This is a genomic window from Nocardia sp. NPDC056952, from assembly GCF_042674185.1.
In the GTDB taxonomy this organism is placed as follows: domain Bacteria; phylum Actinomycetota; class Actinomycetes; order Mycobacteriales; family Mycobacteriaceae; genus Nocardia.
Map to the genome: position 1 here is coordinate 1,309,182 of NZ_JBHURA010000001.1, position 15,283 is coordinate 1,324,464.

18 protein-coding genes are annotated in these 15,283 nt (G+C 65.7%); 9 read left to right on the forward strand and 9 right to left on the reverse strand.

The genetic code is table 11. The features are described 5' to 3' along the window. Positions 1–34: 34 nt before the first annotated feature. The gene (locus ACFTS5_RS05910) at positions 35–211 is read right to left on the reverse strand and encodes a hypothetical protein (RefSeq protein WP_378627810.1); all 177 of its coding nucleotides are present in this window, start codon (positions 209–211) and stop codon (positions 35–37) included. Here ACFTS5_RS05910 and ACFTS5_RS05915 point away from each other — a divergent pair. The 4 genes from ACFTS5_RS05915 (at position 210) to ACFTS5_RS05930 (ending at position 4,755) form a co-directional block, all read left to right on the forward strand. Further along, positions 210–1,088 (forward strand): DUF2268 domain-containing protein, encoded by an 879-nt coding sequence (locus tag ACFTS5_RS05915; RefSeq protein ID WP_378627811.1) that lies wholly within the window; start codon positions 210–212, stop codon positions 1,086–1,088. The genes ACFTS5_RS05910 and ACFTS5_RS05915 overlap by 2 nt on opposite strands. Before the next feature lie 29 nt (positions 1,089–1,117). Then, the gene (locus ACFTS5_RS05920) at positions 1,118–1,885 is read left to right on the forward strand and encodes a MerR family transcriptional regulator (RefSeq protein ID WP_378627812.1); all 768 of its coding nucleotides are present in this window, start codon (positions 1,118–1,120) and stop codon (positions 1,883–1,885) included. A 370-nt stretch (positions 1,886–2,255) separates the two neighbouring features. Beyond that, positions 2,256–3,521: a lipase family protein gene (locus tag ACFTS5_RS05925; protein WP_378627813.1), complete on the forward strand. Its 1,266-nt coding sequence runs from the start codon at positions 2,256–2,258 to the stop codon at positions 3,519–3,521. A gap of 25 nt (positions 3,522–3,546) precedes the next feature. Beyond that, complete coding sequence (locus ACFTS5_RS05930; protein ID WP_378627815.1) at positions 3,547–4,755, forward strand: alkane 1-monooxygenase; 1,209 nt, start codon at positions 3,547–3,549, stop codon at positions 4,753–4,755. A gap of 308 nt (positions 4,756–5,063) precedes the next feature. Here ACFTS5_RS05930 and ACFTS5_RS05935 read toward each other — a convergent pair whose 3' ends face one another. After that, complete coding sequence (locus ACFTS5_RS05935; RefSeq protein WP_378627817.1) at positions 5,064–5,519, reverse strand: SgcJ/EcaC family oxidoreductase; 456 nt, start codon at positions 5,517–5,519, stop codon at positions 5,064–5,066. A 90-nt stretch (positions 5,520–5,609) separates the two neighbouring features. Here ACFTS5_RS05935 and ACFTS5_RS05940 point away from each other — a divergent pair, with 90 nt between their 5' ends. The 5 genes from ACFTS5_RS05940 to ACFTS5_RS05960 all read left to right on the forward strand — a co-directional run bounded on the left by ACFTS5_RS05940 (position 5,610) and on the right by ACFTS5_RS05960 (position 9,480). Next, entirely contained in the window at positions 5,610–6,071 is a 462-nt protein-coding gene (locus tag ACFTS5_RS05940; protein ID WP_378627819.1) for a MarR family winged helix-turn-helix transcriptional regulator, read from the forward strand. A gap of 289 nt (positions 6,072–6,360) precedes the next feature. Then, positions 6,361–7,056: a glycosyltransferase gene (locus ACFTS5_RS05945; protein ID WP_378627821.1), complete on the forward strand. Its 696-nt coding sequence runs from the start codon at positions 6,361–6,363 to the stop codon at positions 7,054–7,056. 62 nt (positions 7,057–7,118) lie between these two features. Next, a complete protein-coding gene (locus tag ACFTS5_RS05950; protein ID WP_378628352.1) occupies positions 7,119–8,126 on the forward strand; it encodes an acyl-CoA dehydrogenase in 1,008 nt (335 codons plus the stop codon). Next, positions 8,108–8,860 carry a PIG-L deacetylase family protein gene (locus ACFTS5_RS05955; protein ID WP_378627823.1) on the forward strand — a complete coding sequence of 251 codons (753 nt, stop codon included), beginning with the start codon at positions 8,108–8,110 and terminating at the stop codon, positions 8,858–8,860. The genes ACFTS5_RS05950 and ACFTS5_RS05955 overlap by 19 nt, the downstream gene beginning before the upstream one ends. An 11-nt stretch (positions 8,861–8,871) precedes the next feature. After that, the gene (locus ACFTS5_RS05960; RefSeq protein WP_378627825.1) at positions 8,872–9,480 is read left to right on the forward strand and encodes a class I SAM-dependent DNA methyltransferase; all 609 of its coding nucleotides are present in this window, start codon (positions 8,872–8,874) and stop codon (positions 9,478–9,480) included. A 177-nt stretch (positions 9,481–9,657) separates the two neighbouring features. Here the strand turns inward: ACFTS5_RS05960 and ACFTS5_RS05965 are convergent, their stop codons facing one another. The 7 genes from ACFTS5_RS05965 to ACFTS5_RS05995 all read right to left on the reverse strand — a co-directional run bounded on the left by ACFTS5_RS05965 (position 9,658) and on the right by ACFTS5_RS05995 (position 15,143). After that, the gene (locus ACFTS5_RS05965; RefSeq protein WP_378627828.1) at positions 9,658–9,990 is read right to left on the reverse strand and encodes a hypothetical protein; all 333 of its coding nucleotides are present in this window, start codon (positions 9,988–9,990) and stop codon (positions 9,658–9,660) included. A gap of 53 nt (positions 9,991–10,043) precedes the next feature. Next, positions 10,044–11,840 carry a thiamine pyrophosphate-requiring protein gene (locus ACFTS5_RS05970; protein ID WP_378627830.1) on the reverse strand — a complete coding sequence of 599 codons (1,797 nt, stop codon included), beginning with the start codon at positions 11,838–11,840 and terminating at the stop codon, positions 10,044–10,046. Positions 11,841–11,960: 120 nt separating this feature from the next. Continuing rightward, positions 11,961–12,371: a hypothetical protein gene (locus ACFTS5_RS05975; RefSeq protein WP_378627832.1), complete on the reverse strand. Its 411-nt coding sequence runs from the start codon at positions 12,369–12,371 to the stop codon at positions 11,961–11,963. Positions 12,372–12,596: 225 nt separating this feature from the next. Then, positions 12,597–12,872: a GlsB/YeaQ/YmgE family stress response membrane protein gene (locus ACFTS5_RS05980; protein ID WP_378627834.1), complete on the reverse strand. Its 276-nt coding sequence runs from the start codon at positions 12,870–12,872 to the stop codon at positions 12,597–12,599. A gap of 125 nt (positions 12,873–12,997) precedes the next feature. Next, positions 12,998–13,798, reverse strand: a complete 801-nt coding sequence (locus ACFTS5_RS05985; protein WP_378627837.1) for a CPBP family intramembrane glutamic endopeptidase — start codon at positions 13,796–13,798, stop codon at positions 12,998–13,000. A gap of 297 nt (positions 13,799–14,095) precedes the next feature. After that, positions 14,096–14,896 carry a SigB/SigF/SigG family RNA polymerase sigma factor gene (locus tag ACFTS5_RS05990; RefSeq protein WP_378627839.1) on the reverse strand — a complete coding sequence of 267 codons (801 nt, stop codon included), beginning with the start codon at positions 14,894–14,896 and terminating at the stop codon, positions 14,096–14,098. Positions 14,897–14,924: 28 nt separating this feature from the next. Then, positions 14,925–15,143: a hypothetical protein gene (locus tag ACFTS5_RS05995; RefSeq protein ID WP_378627841.1), complete on the reverse strand. Its 219-nt coding sequence runs from the start codon at positions 15,141–15,143 to the stop codon at positions 14,925–14,927. Positions 15,144–15,283 lie beyond the last annotated feature (140 nt).

The following is a 15,283-nucleotide window of genomic DNA, read 5'->3' on the forward strand; positions in this document are numbered from 1 at the left end:
ACCGGGGCCGAGGCGGCGTGGGTGGGTGTTTCGGTCACAGGTTGTCCTTCCGTGGCGAGCACCCGATGGGCGGTGCTGCCGTGACGATATCGCCCGTGACCGTGGTCGGATCGTGCGGACTTTGATCGAGGAATCGGTTGACCTTGACGTAGCGGCAATGTTTATGGTCGCTTGACATGACCATTTCGATGATTGACAGTGCCTCGGGCATGACCCGCGTCCTGACGGCGGACCAGCAGGATCGCGCCGACCTCATCCGTGAGATCTGGGCTCCGATGGCGGGGATGTACCACTTCATCCCCGGCGGCGTGGACATGGCCACCGTGCACCAGCAGAACTTCGGCTTCCGTCCGGACTCCGGCGCGATCGAGCAGGTCCGCGAAGGACTGGAGACCCTTGTCGCGGCCGATGCGTGGACCCGCATCGAGAAGGCTCTCGAGGACGGCGCCACAGCGTTGGCGTCTGCCGATCCAGGCGTGACGATCCCGGACTTGAATGTGCTGCTCGTCCTGGGTGATCCGACCAGCACGCACTTCGTCGACGAGGTGCAGGGGATCTCGGGGTTCGGCGGTATCAGCGGATACATCGCGATCACTGTCTGGCCGTCCGCTTGTGTCCTCGACCGCCTGGAGGCGATCGCGGTGCACGAACTGCATCATAACGTGCGCTACTCGCCCGGCGGGGTCGTGTGGAACCCACAGACGGTGACGGTCGGCGAGCACGTGGTTGCCGAAGGACTCGCCGACGTCTTCGCGTCCGAGCTGTACGGCGACGTCGGCTACACCCACTTCGTGCGCGACGAAACCCGCTCCGACGACGAGGTTCTGGCCAAGGTGGCCGGCGGGCTGGGCGTCACCGGTATGGCGGACTTCGCCGCCTGGGTCCTCGGCGACTCCAGCGCACAACTGTTCGGTACCGAGCCTGTCGGCCTGCCGACCGGGGCCGGCTATGCGGCCGGCGTCCGGCTCGTCCGCGCTTACCTCGACGCCACGGGCACCACGGCTGCCCAAAGCATCCACACTCCGGCCGCCGACATCCTGCGCATCGCGCTGCCACGGCTGGGCCTGACGGCGGACGCGGCACACTGAGCAGAACGTCGAACGGCAGGAGCCCGGCAATGGAATGGACGGTGCACGAGCTCGCAGACCGCGCAGGCATCAGCGGCCGCACACTGCGTCACTATCACCGCATCGGGCTGCTCGAACCCGATCGCGTCGGGTCCAACGGCTACCGCTACTACGGTCCCGACGCGGTCGCGCGCCTGCAACGCATCCTCCTGCTCCGCGACACGGGGATGGCACTGGCCGACATCGCCGCTGTCCTCGACGCACCTGGGACACCGGCCGCCGAGATCGAAGCGCTCCTAGCGCACCTGACGCAACTCACTGAGGACCGCCAGGCACTGGACCGGCGCATCAGCGCGGTCGAGCACACCCTGCAGATGCGTCGACAGGGTCGCGAACCTCGCATGGACGTCATGCTCGAAGGCTTCAACGATCGCTACGAAACCGAGGTCGTGCGACGGTGGGGGCGCGAAGCCTTCGACGCATCGAACCGATGGTGGCATGCCAAATCCATTGAACAGCAACGTGACTGGCAAACCGGCGCGCAGGCCCTGCTCGACAGCTGGGCCGAGATCCACGAAGCGGGCCACACGCCCGGCTCAACCGTTGCCCAACAGCACGCCGCTGTCCATCTGGCGTGGTTCGCCGACATCCCCGGGACGCCCACCCACGCCGGCGATGCCGAACTATCCGCCGCGATGGTGCGAGGCATGGCCGATCTCTACGAGACCGACCCCGACTTCCATCAGACCTTCGGCAGCCCAGAGGCCGCGGAGTTCGCCGCGAACGCCCTGCGCATCCATGTGCAGCACCCGGCTTGACAGTGCGATCGGCCGCCCGGGCGGGTGGGCGTGGCGCGGCGTGGTGATGGGCCGACTGTCGACATCAGGCACGCTCTTATCGAAGACGGCTGCCATCTAAGAAGAATTCATAGCTGAAGGCTATAAAAAAGCGACTCTGTGGCGCGCCTGTCACAGATGCGGGGCGCTTCGGTGTATGCATCCAGAAATGGGATATTTGGGATGAAATACCAGCTCATCGTGCCCGAGGATACCTGAGATCTCCTGCGCTGAACCCTGTGTGTACGGTCTACCCCATTCAGCAGCAGGGTGTCACACATCACAGGGAGGTTTAGTTTTGAGGAGGCGTGTATGCAAATGGTCGGCGGTTCTGTCAGGAGCGGTCGTCGCGGTGAGTGCCGGGCTGGTATCGGCGCCGGTGGCATCGTCGGTGCCGACCGCTGAGGTAGCCGTCGGTGACTTCTACAGCACGCCGATGCCGCTGCCCGACGTGGCGGCGGGGGCGATCATCCGGACGGAGCCCGCGCATCTGGCCCTGTCTGCGCCGGGGCAGCCGGAAATGATCCCCGCATCGGCGACTCGAATCATGTATCGCAGCAGCGACACCCATGACGAGCCGACCGCGGTGGTCGGGACGTACATGGAGCCCGCAGCGCCATGGACCGGACCGGGCGAGCGACCCCTGGTCGCTTTCGCGGGTGGTTCGAAAGGGCAGGGCGATCAGTGTGCTCCGTCGAAATTGCTCGCGAAGCTCGTCGACGTCGAGCCGCCGATGGACGTGATGGTCGAGTTCGACGTGCTGGCGTTGTATGCGCTGCTGGCCCGCGGAATGGCGGTCGTGATGACCGATTACCAAGGCCTCGGCACGCCCGCCGTGCACGATTTCCTCAACCGGAAGTCGCAGGGATATGCCGTGCTCGACGCCGCGCGGGCGGCGTTGGCGCTGCCGGGCAACGGCCTCGGCGCCGGTGCTCCGGTCATGCTGTACGGGTATTCCCAGGGCGGTTCGGCCACGGGTGCTGCCGCGGAACTGCAGCCGTCGTACGCTCCCGAGCTGAACGTGCGCGGCGCGTACGTAGGGGCCCCGGTGGTCGATGTCATGGCCTTCGTCGCGCACAGCGACGGCAAGGCGCATCTGGCACCCGCCTATGCCTGGCTGTTGAACGGTATCGCCGCCGATTACCCCGATGCCCGGGTGGAACTGGACGCCGAACTCAACGACACCGGCAAGGCGATCCTGGCGGAAGCCCAGGGCAAATGCGCTGTGCTCAGCGGGATCGCGCAGAAGTTCCCGAGCACCGCGCAGTGGACAACCAGTGGTGAACCGCTGCGCGCGGTCATCGAGCGGTTGCCGGTGGTGTCGCAAGCCGTCGCCGAGCAGCAGCTCGGGAACCAGACTCCGGCTGTGCCGATGCTCGTAGCGTCGAGCCGCAACGACGACGTGCCGCCGTTCGGCACCGTCCGATCGACCGTGGCGCAGTGGTGCGCCGGTGGTGCGGCCGTCGAACTCGATGCCGACCTCCAAATGCCTGCGATCGCGGGCACCGCGCCTGACCACGTGGTGTCGTTTTTCCCGGCGTTGGACGCGTCGCAGCGGTGGATGACCGACAGGCTCGCGGGTCAGCCCGCACCGACGAACTGCGCGAGGCTGCCTTGACCCCAACGTTTCGATGAGGATGTCGATGCGGGTGCCGCGGCCGCGGCACCTGCTCGATCGCTACTTGGTGCCGACGGCGGATCCGAAGCGATATCTCTGGGCATTCGGATTGGTGGCGCCGGTTTGCGCGTTGCTGCCCTCACAGCTGGTGATGCGTACCGGACTGGCGGTTTTCTGGTGGATCGAGCCGATTATCGTGCTGTTCGTGATTCCGGTGCTGGATCGCCTTGTCGGTGAAGACGGCCACAATCCCAGCGACGAGGATTACGAAGAACTCGGTGCCAACCGCTATTACCGGTGGTGTACCTACCTGTTCCTCCCGGTGCAGGTCGCTGCCCTGGTGATCGCGTGCTACCTGTGGGTCGATCCGCAACTTCGAGTCGTCGACAAGCTGGGGTTGGCCGTGACCGTCGGCTTCTTGGCGGGGATCGGGATCAACGCCGCGCACGAACTCGGTCACCGAGTCGAGCGGCTCGAGCGGTGGCTGGCGAAGGCGGCGCTGGCGCAATCCGGGTACGGGCATTTCTACGTCGAGCACAATCGAGGCCATCATGCTCGGGTCGCCACGCCGCAGGACCCGGCCAGCGCGCGATTCGGCGAGTCGTTGTGGAAATTCTTGCCCCGCAGCGTGATCGGGGGATTTCGGTCAGCGCTCGAACTGGAGCGGGACCGGCTGCGACGCCAGCAACGCTCGTGGTGGTGCCCGCGCAACAACATTCTGCAGTCGTGGGCGATGACGGTGGTGTTGTTCGGCGGGCTCGTCGCGACGTTCGGGCCCGGTGTCCTGCCCTATCTCGCCGTTCAGGCGGTGATCGGCGTCTGGCTGCTCGAGACGGTGAACTATGTCGAGCACTACGGCCTGCTGCGACGTCGATTGCCCAACGGTCGCTGGGCGCGCTGCTCGCCGGCCGACAGCTGGAACTCCGACCGCCTCGTCACCAACATCTTCCTGTTTCACCTGCAGCGGCACAGCGATCATCACACCAATCCCGGGCGCCGGTACCAGACCCTGCGCACCGCGTCCGAGGCACCGCAGCTGCCCGCAGGCTATGCCACCATGATCGTCGTCGCGTCGGTGCCGGTGCTGTGGCGGCGCACTATGGATCATCGAGTCCTGGCGCATTACGACGGCGACCTCACCCGCGTCAACACGATGCCCCGCCGAGTTCAGCGTGCGGGTCGCAGGTCGAAGCGATTGCGAGGAAAGCTGGGCAGTCGTCTCGCGGGACGATAGAGGTGCGAGGAAGAGCGATGTCGACCGAGGATGAGCGTCGTTTCGAGCGTGGCGAAGCGCTGGCCGATGCAGCCGCGGGGCCGTGGCCGAAAAGCAGCCAAGCGGGAATCATGACTTCGGCACACTCGACTCGACACCCAACCTGACTATCGAGCGAACCTTCCAGGCGGGCAACAGAATCGTCGTGATCGCGTGGTTCGAAGGGGCAGTCCGCGGAACCAGTACGATCATCCACGGTCACGAGGTTGCCCTCCTGGAAGTCGTCGACGATCTCACCGTTCATCGGGCTCCAGCTGCACGACAAGCTCTTACCGCTGGGCTGCCGGAATCAGGCTGGGAGCGGTTTTGAACGAGATCGCCTCCATGATCGGCTTGCGTTTGGTGTTCTGAAACGCCGCGACGCGCCACTGCCCGGATGGCTCGCGGACCAGCGTGTAGGTCTGCACCTTGGTCAGCTTCTTGGGGCGGTCGCCTTTGTAGGATTCGCCGCGCCCGGTGACCACGGCCGTGTCCGGCCCGAGGAATCGGACGTCGAGGATTTCGTCGGCCAATTGGGTGCCCTTGAGGTACTTGGCGAACAGCGTGCGGTGGCTTTCGATGATGTCGCTGCGCCCGCGGTAGTAGGTGCCGACAAAGGTGATGTATGTGGCGTCCTCGGTGAATGCTGCCCCGTAGGCATCGGCATCGTGACGACGCCAGGCATCGACGAGTCCGGCGATCACCTCGGTAACCGCCTGCTGATCAGCTTGGGTGTTGGTAGCCACGATTTCCTCCGTGTGGGTAGTATGTGAGATACCTGCATGTAGTCAGTATCTGCATGCGTGCAACTATCAGAGTAGGAGACATCGAGCACCATGGCAACTACCGCGCAGCAGAATTCCGAAGAGGAGGTCTTTCGCGCCTACCTCGATGCCGTCGGGTTGCACGGCATGGCCGGCGCGGCAGCGGCAGGACTGCAAGCTTCGGAGTGGTACGCGCTCAGTCAGCTCGCATTGGCCGGCACATTGACCTCGGGACAGTTGTCAGAGCGGACCGGCCTGACCACCGGCGCGACCACCCGCCTCATCGACCGGCTGGAACGGGCCGGATACGCCCGTCGAATAGGCGACCCGTCCGACCGCCGCAAGGTAGTCGTTGAACCGGTGACCGAGGCCCTCGCGGGAATCGGCGAGCTGGTAGCGCCGGCCCGCCGCAGAATCGCCCAGGTCCTCGACCGCTACACACCGGAACAGCGTGCGCTGCTCTTCGACTACTTCGCCCATGCCGCACCCGCCTTCCGCGCGGCAACCGAAGAGATCCGGGCAGGCAGGCCATGAGGAGCGGGAGATCCAGCTCGTCACGCAGGTAGACGGGCGGATACTCGTGAACCGACCCCCACGGTGGGACAGGAGGCTCTTCCGTGTCCACACTGACGACGACCAGCGTTCCGGGAAATGTTCTGGCGCAATCGAACTGTGTAGCCGCGGTGAGCTTGTGGGGCACCGCATTCGGTGGCGCGGTGGTGAACCTCCAGGTCGGGACGGGGTCGTGGCTGTTTGCCCTCTGTAAAGGCGGGTAGGCGTATCTCATGAAATCAGTCGTTGGTCGCGATGTGCAGTGCAGGTCATGATCGGTGAGATCGACAGGGTCGTCGTGGTGGTTCCGGCCCGGAACGAGGAACGGCTGCTGCCTCGATGTCTTACGGCTCTGGAACGTGCCGTGAGCCGGATAGACATTCCGGTTCGTGTCCAGCTCGTGCTCGACGCCTGCACCGATGGCTCGGCACGGATTGCGTCGGCGGCCGAGGTGCTGACAGTAAGCGAGCGCAATGTCGGCGCCGCACGGCGGCGAGGATTCGAGCACGCGGGCGCGGGGTGTGACGGCCGAACCTGGTTTGCGACCACCGACGCCGACTCCGAAGTCGAAGACTCCTGGTTGTCTTCCCAGCTCGAGTACGCGCGGCGAGGTTTCGAGTTGGTGGCGGGCGTAGTGGCGGTGCGGCAGTGGGGCGCGCACTCCGCGCAGGCCCGACGGGTCTACGAGCGCGAATACCGCAACCACGGGCCGGACGGTCACGGTCATCTCCACGGCGCTGCGCTCGGCTTCCGGGCCGACGCGTACTGGGGAATCGGCGGCTTCCGCGCGCTTCGCACCGGCGAGGACGTGGACCTGGCCGGGCGCCTGCTCGCCGCGGGGGCCAGGATCGCCTGGGCAGAAGACGTGCGCGTCACCACCTCTGCCCGGCGGAGGGGCCGCGCGCCGCACGGTTTCGCCGAGCATCTGCGCGGGCTCGGCCGTGACGAGCCGCAGGAGGTCTCATGACGTCGGTGGACAGCCGCGCCGTCGGTCCACCCGCAGCAACCGAGCTACGGACCTCAGCTGCCATGAAGTCGCTGGCGAGCTCGGCGAGGCTGGATCTCCCGTTGCCGGGCTCGGGACGCACACTCGCGCGGTGGCGCACCCTGGCCGAAATAGCGTACGAGGACACAGTTCTCGGCCGCCTGGCGGAGGCGCACACAGACGCCGTCGCGATCATGGCCGAGCTCGGTCGTGGTGATCCGGTGCACCGTTCTACCGTCGCCGGCGCCGCTGGTCCGCGATCTGAGACTGAATGTCTTGCGGCAGCGCCCGGCGAGATCTGGGGAGTGTGGGCCGCGGAACCGCCTTCTCCGGTGTTGCGAGCACACAGGGTCTCCGAAGGTTGGGTGCTGGACGGCCGCAAACTGTGGTGCTCAGGTGCGAGCATATGTACGCATGCACTGGTCACGGCGGTCGCGGATGAGCAGACAGCACTGTTCGCGGTGCCGCTCGACCGTGCCGTCGCCCAGCCGGTGCCCGGGACCTGGCATGCGGTCGGTATGGGCGAATCCGACTCCGGTGCTGTCGATTTCGACAACGCCGCAGCGAGGATGGTCGGTGCCCCCGGTGCGTATCTGAGTCGCCCCGGATTCTGGCACGGTGCCATCGGCGTGGCCGCTTGCTGGTACGGCAGCGCGTGCGCGGTCGCCGAAGCGCTGCATCGCTACGCGGCCGCCGGGCGCGCCGACGACCATGCGCTCGCCCACCTGGGCGCGGTGACCGCAGCGCTGTCCACCGCCCGCGCCAGCCTTTCCACCGCCGCCCACGCGATCGACGACGATCCGCGAGACACCGCCGGGTACGGGCGAATCCGTGCCCGCACCGTCCGTGCGGTTGTCGAAACCGCGGCCACCGAGACCTTGGACCGTGTCGGGCGCGCGCTCGGGGCCGGACCTCTGTGCGGTGACAGACCCCATGCCCGCAGGGTCGCGGACCTGACCGTGTACCTGCGCCAGAGCCATGCCGAGCGCGATCTGGCCGATCTCGGCCGCGACCAGGCGGAAAAGGAGTTCACGTGGTTGCTCAGCCGCTGATCGATACCGAGGCTCCCGGCGCATGCGAGGGTGTCTGGGCGCAGTGGCGGGCGAGTCGACCCGAACTTCGGATCCAGGATTGGCGCCATCTCGTGGTCGTCGCGCCGCATCCCGATGACGAGGTGCTCGGAGCGGGCGGGCTCATCGCGCTGTTGCGGTCCGCCGACATCCCGGTCACGCTGATCGCGGTCACCGACGGTGAAGCATCGCATCCGGGCTCACCCACCTACGCTCCTGCTGAGCTGGCCGCGCTGCGTATCGAGGAATCGCAGAACGCGGCCTACGAACTCGCTACCGGAGCGCCGATGCGCCTCGGCATGCCTGACGGCGGCATAGCTGAGCAGGAGACCGAGCTCGCCGATCTGCTCGGCTATGTCTTGTCCCGCCTCGGTGGACCAGGAGTGCGATGCGCGGCAACCTGGCGCCACGACGGTCACCCCGACCACGAAGCCGTCGGCCGCGCCGCCGCCACGGCCTGTGGGAACACCGCGACCGAGCTGCTCGAGTACCCGGTATGGATGTGGCATTGGGGCGCTCCGCAGCATCCGCGAGTGGCTTCGGAGAGTGCTTACGCACTGCCACTGCCGCCGTCGGCGGTTGCGGCCAAGGCGCGGGCGATGGCCCAGCATCGCACCCAGATCCGCCCGCTGTCGGATCATCGGGCCGACCGTCCTGTCCTGCCCACGCATATCCTCCAGCGGTTCACCGCACCGGACGAGGTCTTCTTCCAGTGAACGAAACACCCATGCCACCAGGCTATTTCGATCAGATGTATGCCCGCGACGTCGACCCGTGGCGCTTCACCACCCGCTGGTACGAGCGGCGCAAACGCGCGTTGACGATGGCGATGTTGCCCAGGGCGCGTTATCGAAGAGGGTTCGAGCCCGGCTGTTCCATCGGTGTGCTCACCGAAGAGCTCGCCGGACGTTGCAATCATGTGGTGAGTACCGATATCGCCGAGCGCGCGCTCGACGCTGCGCGGTCGCGACTGTCGCGCCCCAACTGCACGCCGGTGGAGTTCAGGCTGTGGGGTCTGGGACAGCCCTGGGAGGCAGAGGATTTCGATCTGATCGTCTTCAGTGAAGTCTGCTACTACCTCGACACCGCGAGCCTGCGCGACGTCTTCGAGCAAGCCGTGGCTCACCTCGAGCCGGGGGGCACCCTGCTGTGCGCGCACTGGCGCCACGTCGTGGCGGATTACCCGCTGACCGGCGACGAGGTTCACGCGATCGCCCGACAAACCGCAGGCCTGTCAGCCTCGGCTCATTACGACGACGAGGACCTGCTCATCGACGTGTTCGCGGCGTCGACCGGGATTCCACCCTCGGTGGCCGAGGTCGAGGGTCTCGTCTGATCCAGCCGAATTACCGATGCCGGTCGCGCGAATCGCGCGCGGGCATGGCCGGTGACGCAATCTCATGCGTCGACTGGGGTGGCCGGTGTCATGTCGTAGGCGGTCTGGACGGTTTCGTTGCGGTGGGTCATGTCGGTGCCCTACCCGAACGTGCGAAGAGCAAACGGTGCCGCCGGCTCAGTGTCCGCGCTGATCGGTGAGCTTCAGCCCTTCCTTCGCTTTCACGCGACGATGTTCGAGCAGGAGCCAGGCGACACCGGCACCTGCCAGCACGACCGCCGCGATGCCGGCGATCACCGCCCAGCCGCCGAATCCGTAGCCGGTGGCGGTCAGAAACAGGCCCAGCGCGATGATTCCCATGGCGCACAGGACGATTCCGGGAAAGTTGTATCCGTCCTCGAGGCCTTCGCCCGCGTGACTGCGCGTCGTTCGCGAGTGATCGGGAAATTCACCGCTGGCCTGGTCGGGTTGACGCTGCACGGCACCACGCTGTCGATCCGAATATGCCATTGGATAGCTCCCTCCGAGTGGGTATTGCTCGGCTATACCCACTGCGTCGTGCCTCAATCGGCCCGACCTCGAGGCCGAAGTTCCTGGGCCTTGCTCTTCACACCTTGGACCAGCAGATGCCATGCGCCCGGATCGCCCGCGAGTACGGCGCGACCCATGTCCTTGATCTGCTCGGTGGTGGCGTGGGGCGGGATGGGCGGCACCTCGGGATCGCAGCGGATGTCGAGCAGTATCGGGCGGTCCGCGGCCAGCGCGCGATCCCAGGCGGGCCCGATGTCGTCGGAGTTGTCGACGGTGATCGCCTCGATGCCCGTGCACCGAGCGATATCGGCGTAGGAGACATCCGGAAGTGTCTGCGACTCTTCGAATTTCGGTGCGCCGCCCATGCCGCGCAACTCCCAGGTGACCTGATTGAGGTCATTGTTGTGGAAGACGCAGACGATCAGTCGCCGATCGGCCCACAGGTGCTGGTAGCGGTGGATCGTGATCAGCTCGTTGAGGCCGTTCATCTGCATCGCGCCGTCGCCGACCAGTGCGATCACCGGGCGGTCGGGGTGCGCGAACTTCGCGCCGATGGCATAGGGCACCGCGGCGCCCATGCTGGCCAGCGTGCCCGACAACGAGCCGCGCATGATGGCGCGCATGCGTAGGCAGCGGGCGTACCAGTTGGTGGACGAGCCCGAATCCGCGGTGATGACCGCGTTGTCCGGAACGCGCTGCGACAGTTCCCACACCACCCGCATCGGGTTGGCCGGGTCCGCGCCGAGCATGCTTTGGTGCTCCAGTGTCTGCCACCAGTGCCGCACGTTCTGTTCGACAGTGTCGCGCCAGGATCGGTCGTCTCGGTGTTCGAGCAGCGGGATCAGTGCACGCAGTGTGGCTTTCGCGTCGCCGACCAGGTTCACCTCGGTGGGGTAGCGCATGCCGATCGACGCGCCGTCCCGGTCGATCTGCACGGCCCGGGCTTGGTCCAGTTCGGGCAGGAACTGGCTGTACGGGAAGTTCGAGCCGACAATCAGCAGGGTGTCGCAGTCGCGCATCAGCTCATAGCTCGCGCGGGTGCCTAGCAGGCCGATCGAGCCGGTGACGAAGGGTAGGTCATCGGAGAGCACGTCTTTGCCCAGCAGTGCCTTGGCGATGCCCGCCCCGGTCAATTCGGCGACCTCGAGCACCTCCTCGGCCGCACCGCGCGCGCCTTGGCCGATGAGCACAGCGACCTTGGTTCCGGCGTTGATCACCTCCGCCGCCCGCTCGATCTCCGCGCGCGCCGCGACCGAGGTGCTCCATGAAATGCTCGGCGGGCTCGACGGCACCTCTTTGAAGGCATGCGTCGGTGGCTCGTAGCGCTCCTCCTGCAGATCGGCCGGAATGATCACCGCGGTCGGCGCGCGGCACGTCAGGGCGGTGCGGATCGCACGATCGAGCGCGTTGGGCAGCTGGTTGGCGACATTGACCTCGACAAGGTAGTCCGAAGCCACGTCCTTGAACAGCGACTGCAGGTCTACCTCCTGCTGGTAGCTGCCGCCCATCGCGCTGCGTGCGGTCTGACCGACGATGGCGACCACCGGCACATGATCGAGCTTGGCGTCGTAGAGGCCGTTGAGCAGGTGAATCGCGCCCGGTCCCGAGGTGGCCATGCACACGCCGACGTTGCCGCTGAACTTCGCGTATCCGGTGGCTTGGAAGGCCGACATCTCTTCGTGCCTGCTCTGCACGAACCGCGGCGAGTTCTCGGCTCGCCCGAATGCGGCGACGAGGCCGTTGATGCCGTCACCGGGGTAGGCGAAGACCTGCCCGACACCCCATTCCCGCAGCCGCGCGAGGACGTAATCCGCTACCTGCATCGACATGGTTCTCCCTTCCGGGCCGAGCTGGTCGGTGTGCCGGGTATCGGTCCTTCTTCTGCGCCGGGACAATCATTTCTGTGGTCGTACCGCGCACACCTGTTCCTAAACAGCCCGGGCGCGGAATCAGAAGCCGACGAGCCCCGACGCCAGATCCACAGTGTTGATGATCTGTGTGACCTGCTGACGTGCGTTGGGGCACTGGTCGCGTGTGACCACGTCGATCGCGTCGCGATCTCGGGCGAGGGCGATATTGATCGCACCGTTTCGCAGCGCCCAGGTGTGTACGACGCCGTTGAATTTCACGCGAGCGATGGCGCTGCCCTGTTGGCGCCAGCCGGCGAGATCGGCCCACATCGTGTCGCACAGCTGCGCACCAGCGGCTGGGCCGATGGCCGGTGCGTCGGCAGAGGCCGGGCCTCCGCCAGGGCCTCGCGATTCGGTAGTCGTCGCGCAGGCGATAACACCCGCCGAGACGAGAGCACCCAACAATGCGAGGCGGCCTAGGAGGTGGACGTGACGGCGCGTTCGTCTCATGAACAGGGGGTTCTCCTTCGAACGGGAACATGACGGTTTCACTGTTCGAATGCCCACACCTTCGGAGACGAATCGATTACCGCACTGCGAAACACCTTGCTGTGACGGCGATTACAGGCATGCGCTGGAGAGTTGCGGGGTGCTGGGCACTGTGTGGAGACAGGGGCGGCCCGAAGCCGTGAAGGCTTCGGGCCGTGCACTGCGGTTGTGCCAGTCCGGTGGCGGCTAACGCGATGCGCCGCGACGCCCGGTGACCAACCCGACGAGGAACAAGAGGATGACCGCGCCGGCGATGCAGGTGAAGAAGCTGAACCACAGTCCGCCGCCGTTGACATCGACACCGAACAGTTTGAGCACGAATCCACCGAGCAGGCCGCCGACGACGCCGACGACGATGTTGAGCAGGATCCCTTGCTGGGCATCGGTCTTCATGATCTTGCTGGCGATCCATCCGGCGAGTCCGCCGATGATGATCCATCCGATTATTCCGAGACCGAGCATGGTCTACTCCCATCATCCGAATGCGCTGGCGAGCTCCCGGTTCAGTCGCTCGGCAGCGGCATACCCCGCCGCTGCGTATGCAATCAGGCATCGCCGAAAACGACGCTACGTCATGATGAACGTGGCTACCGCCCCTCCGTCGCCGAGGCGGGGTCGATACTGCGCCGCTTCACCAGCAGCACGGTCGCCAGCACCGGGTAGAGCAGGATCGGCAGCAGGGTGCCGAGATACAAGGCCTGATCGATCAGGATCGACGTGCCGGTGAGCAGGGTGAAGTCGAACAAACCGTGCAGCACCGAGTTGACGGTGTTGCCACGCGTCACCCTCCGGGTCAGGTAGAAGAAGTAGCCAGCCAGGCTGACCATGATCGCCTGCGGCAGCGCGCTCGCGCCGTGGGTGATGCCGTTGGTCAGATGCACCGCGCCGAACACGATGCTCGACCACAACGCGACCTTGCCCTCGGTGAGGCCGTGATCACGCAGCACCACGACACCGATCCCGCGGAACATGCCCTCCTCGCCCCAGCCGACGAACTGGGTCGCGATCAGCAGCACCAGCGTGTACAGCAGACCCTTGTCAGCCAGCGCGCTGTAGTTGATACCGAAGACGATCGCGACGAGGAACACGATCGGCACGACCCGCACCCACGGCCGGGTCGGGCGGTCGTCGCGCAGGACCGGCCGCATCCAGCCGAGGTAGGCGATCACACCGTAGGTGAACGCCAAGGCGACACCGAGCGGGATGATCATGCCGTAGAACACCGCACGCGTGGACAGGAAATCGTCCTCGCCGGTCAGCGCGGTCATCAGCAGACCACCGAGCTGGATGATCGCCAGATACGCGATCACGACCAGCGCGAACACCGGATAGGACAGGCGTCGGCGGCCGGTCGGGGTAGACGATAGCGCAGTTTCAGGACGGCTCATACGGGCAAAATATCCGCTGGGAAAGCTGGACGCTTGATATATGGGGCCGTGTCGCTCCACGCTGTGGCAGCGACCAACGGAACGCTCGGTCGCTGATCGATCCGATCAGCGACCGAGCGTTGCCTTCCTCTGAAGGGTCGTCGCAGGTTGTGAGCGCTACGGAAACCGACCCTTCACCCAGGAATTCGACGGCCGGACCTATTTGGATGACCCCGCCTGCCCGGTTGGTCGGGCGTCGATCTGAGGAACAGTGCAAGGTGGCTGCGAGCGGGGAGAGGGCGCAGGCGAACCAGGAGTTCAGACCGCGAGCGGTACTTGGTCGTCGGTGGTTTGCGCACGCAGATCGCCCAGCAGTCTGGTGAGCTTGCGAGACACGCTCATCTGGGAGACACCGAGGCGTTCGGCGATCTCACCTTGGGTGAGTGTGTCGTAGAACCGCCAGATCAGCAGCTGGCGATCTTCCGGCGGCAGCTGTGCCAGCAAGGGCGCGACGGTGATCGTGTCTTCAGCCAGTTGGTAACGAGGGTCTTCATCGCCGAAGGTGTCGGCGATGGTCATGCTGGGATCGCCGTCGGTATCACGTGCGGGTGTGTCGAGGCTGCGCGTCTGGAACGCGTTGGCCGCCACCAGAGTACGGGCGATATCGGTAACCGGAACATCGAGTTCGGTCGCGAGTTCTTGCGCGGTGGGGGAGCGGTGGAGTCGACGGGTCAACTCGTCGGTCGCCACCCTGACTTTGCCCTGTAGCTCCTTTTCGCGACGCGGCACATGCAGCGGCCAGATGTGGTCGCGAAAGTGTCTGCGCACTTCACCCATGATGGTGGGGACCGCGAAACCCAGGAACGGTGATCCGGTGGTCACGTCGTAGCGGTCGACTGCCATGACCACGCCGACGCGCGCGGTCTGGAGCAGATCGTCGAACACTTCACCGCGGCCGGCGTATTTGCGGGCGATGTGCTCGGCGAGCGGGAGGCAGACTTCGATGATCTCCTCGCGCAGAGCATCGTGCTCGGGGCTGCGCGGGTCGGTCAGCGCCAGGTGCGCGAACAATGGTTCGGCGTGTTCGTAGGTGGGGCGGGCGGCGGTGGTGGTGGGCATGCGGATCAGCTCCTGGCGTTCGTAATGCTCAACGGGGGGAGGTGATTTGAAGGCCGTTGAGGCCTAGCATTTTGGAGGACATCGTCATCGCCGCACTCAGGCTGAGGGCGCCGAAGAAGGCGATGGTCAGCGACCCTGCCAGGGCGGTCAGACCCAACAGAAAGAACACGCTGGTCGCCAACACGATGGTGGTGCTGGTCAGATCCATGCTCGGCGTACTCGGTACCCGATTACGTGAGGTGGTCATGAGCGGAGGGTTGACCGTGGCGGAGGCGAATAAACCGGAACCGGTCGATGATGTTGATACAGCGACAGTTTCGGACTTCAGGGTTGAAATACCCGTTCTATGGGAAGGCGTCGGTTCACGTCCTGTTACGGTGCCGGTAG

Bases quoted from the DNA above. Each gene is read 5' to 3' on its own strand.
- ACFTS5_RS05915 (WP_378627811.1), top strand. From the start codon at position 210: ATGACCCGCGTCCTGACGGCGGACCAGCAGGATCGCGCCGACCTCATC.
- ACFTS5_RS05910 (WP_378627810.1), bottom strand. From the start codon at position 211: ATGCCCGAGGCACTGTCAATCATCGAAATGGTCATGTCAAGCGACCAT.
- ACFTS5_RS05920 (WP_378627812.1), top strand. From the start codon at position 1,118: ATGGAATGGACGGTGCACGAGCTCGCAGACCGCGCAGGCATCAGCGGC.
- ACFTS5_RS05930 (WP_378627815.1), top strand. From the start codon at position 3,547: ATGCGGGTGCCGCGGCCGCGGCACCTGCTCGATCGCTACTTGGTGCCG.
- ACFTS5_RS05940 (WP_378627819.1), top strand. From the start codon at position 5,610: ATGGCAACTACCGCGCAGCAGAATTCCGAAGAGGAGGTCTTTCGCGCC.
- ACFTS5_RS05945 (WP_378627821.1), top strand. From the start codon at position 6,361: ATGATCGGTGAGATCGACAGGGTCGTCGTGGTGGTTCCGGCCCGGAAC.
- ACFTS5_RS05950 (WP_378628352.1), top strand. From the start codon at position 7,119: ATGAAGTCGCTGGCGAGCTCGGCGAGGCTGGATCTCCCGTTGCCGGGC.
- ACFTS5_RS05960 (WP_378627825.1), top strand. From the start codon at position 8,872: ATGCCACCAGGCTATTTCGATCAGATGTATGCCCGCGACGTCGACCCG.
- ACFTS5_RS05965 (WP_378627828.1), bottom strand. From the start codon at position 9,990: ATGGCATATTCGGATCGACAGCGTGGTGCCGTGCAGCGTCAACCCGAC.
- ACFTS5_RS05970 (WP_378627830.1), bottom strand. From the start codon at position 11,840: ATGTCGATGCAGGTAGCGGATTACGTCCTCGCGCGGCTGCGGGAATGG.
- ACFTS5_RS05975 (WP_378627832.1), bottom strand. From the start codon at position 12,371: ATGAGACGAACGCGCCGTCACGTCCACCTCCTAGGCCGCCTCGCATTG.
- ACFTS5_RS05980 (WP_378627834.1), bottom strand. From the start codon at position 12,872: ATGCTCGGTCTCGGAATAATCGGATGGATCATCATCGGCGGACTCGCC.
- ACFTS5_RS05985 (WP_378627837.1), bottom strand. From the start codon at position 13,798: ATGAGCCGTCCTGAAACTGCGCTATCGTCTACCCCGACCGGCCGCCGA.
- ACFTS5_RS05990 (WP_378627839.1), bottom strand. From the start codon at position 14,896: ATGCCCACCACCACCGCCGCCCGCCCCACCTACGAACACGCCGAACCA.
- ACFTS5_RS05995 (WP_378627841.1), bottom strand. From the start codon at position 15,143: ATGACCACCTCACGTAATCGGGTACCGAGTACGCCGAGCATGGATCTG.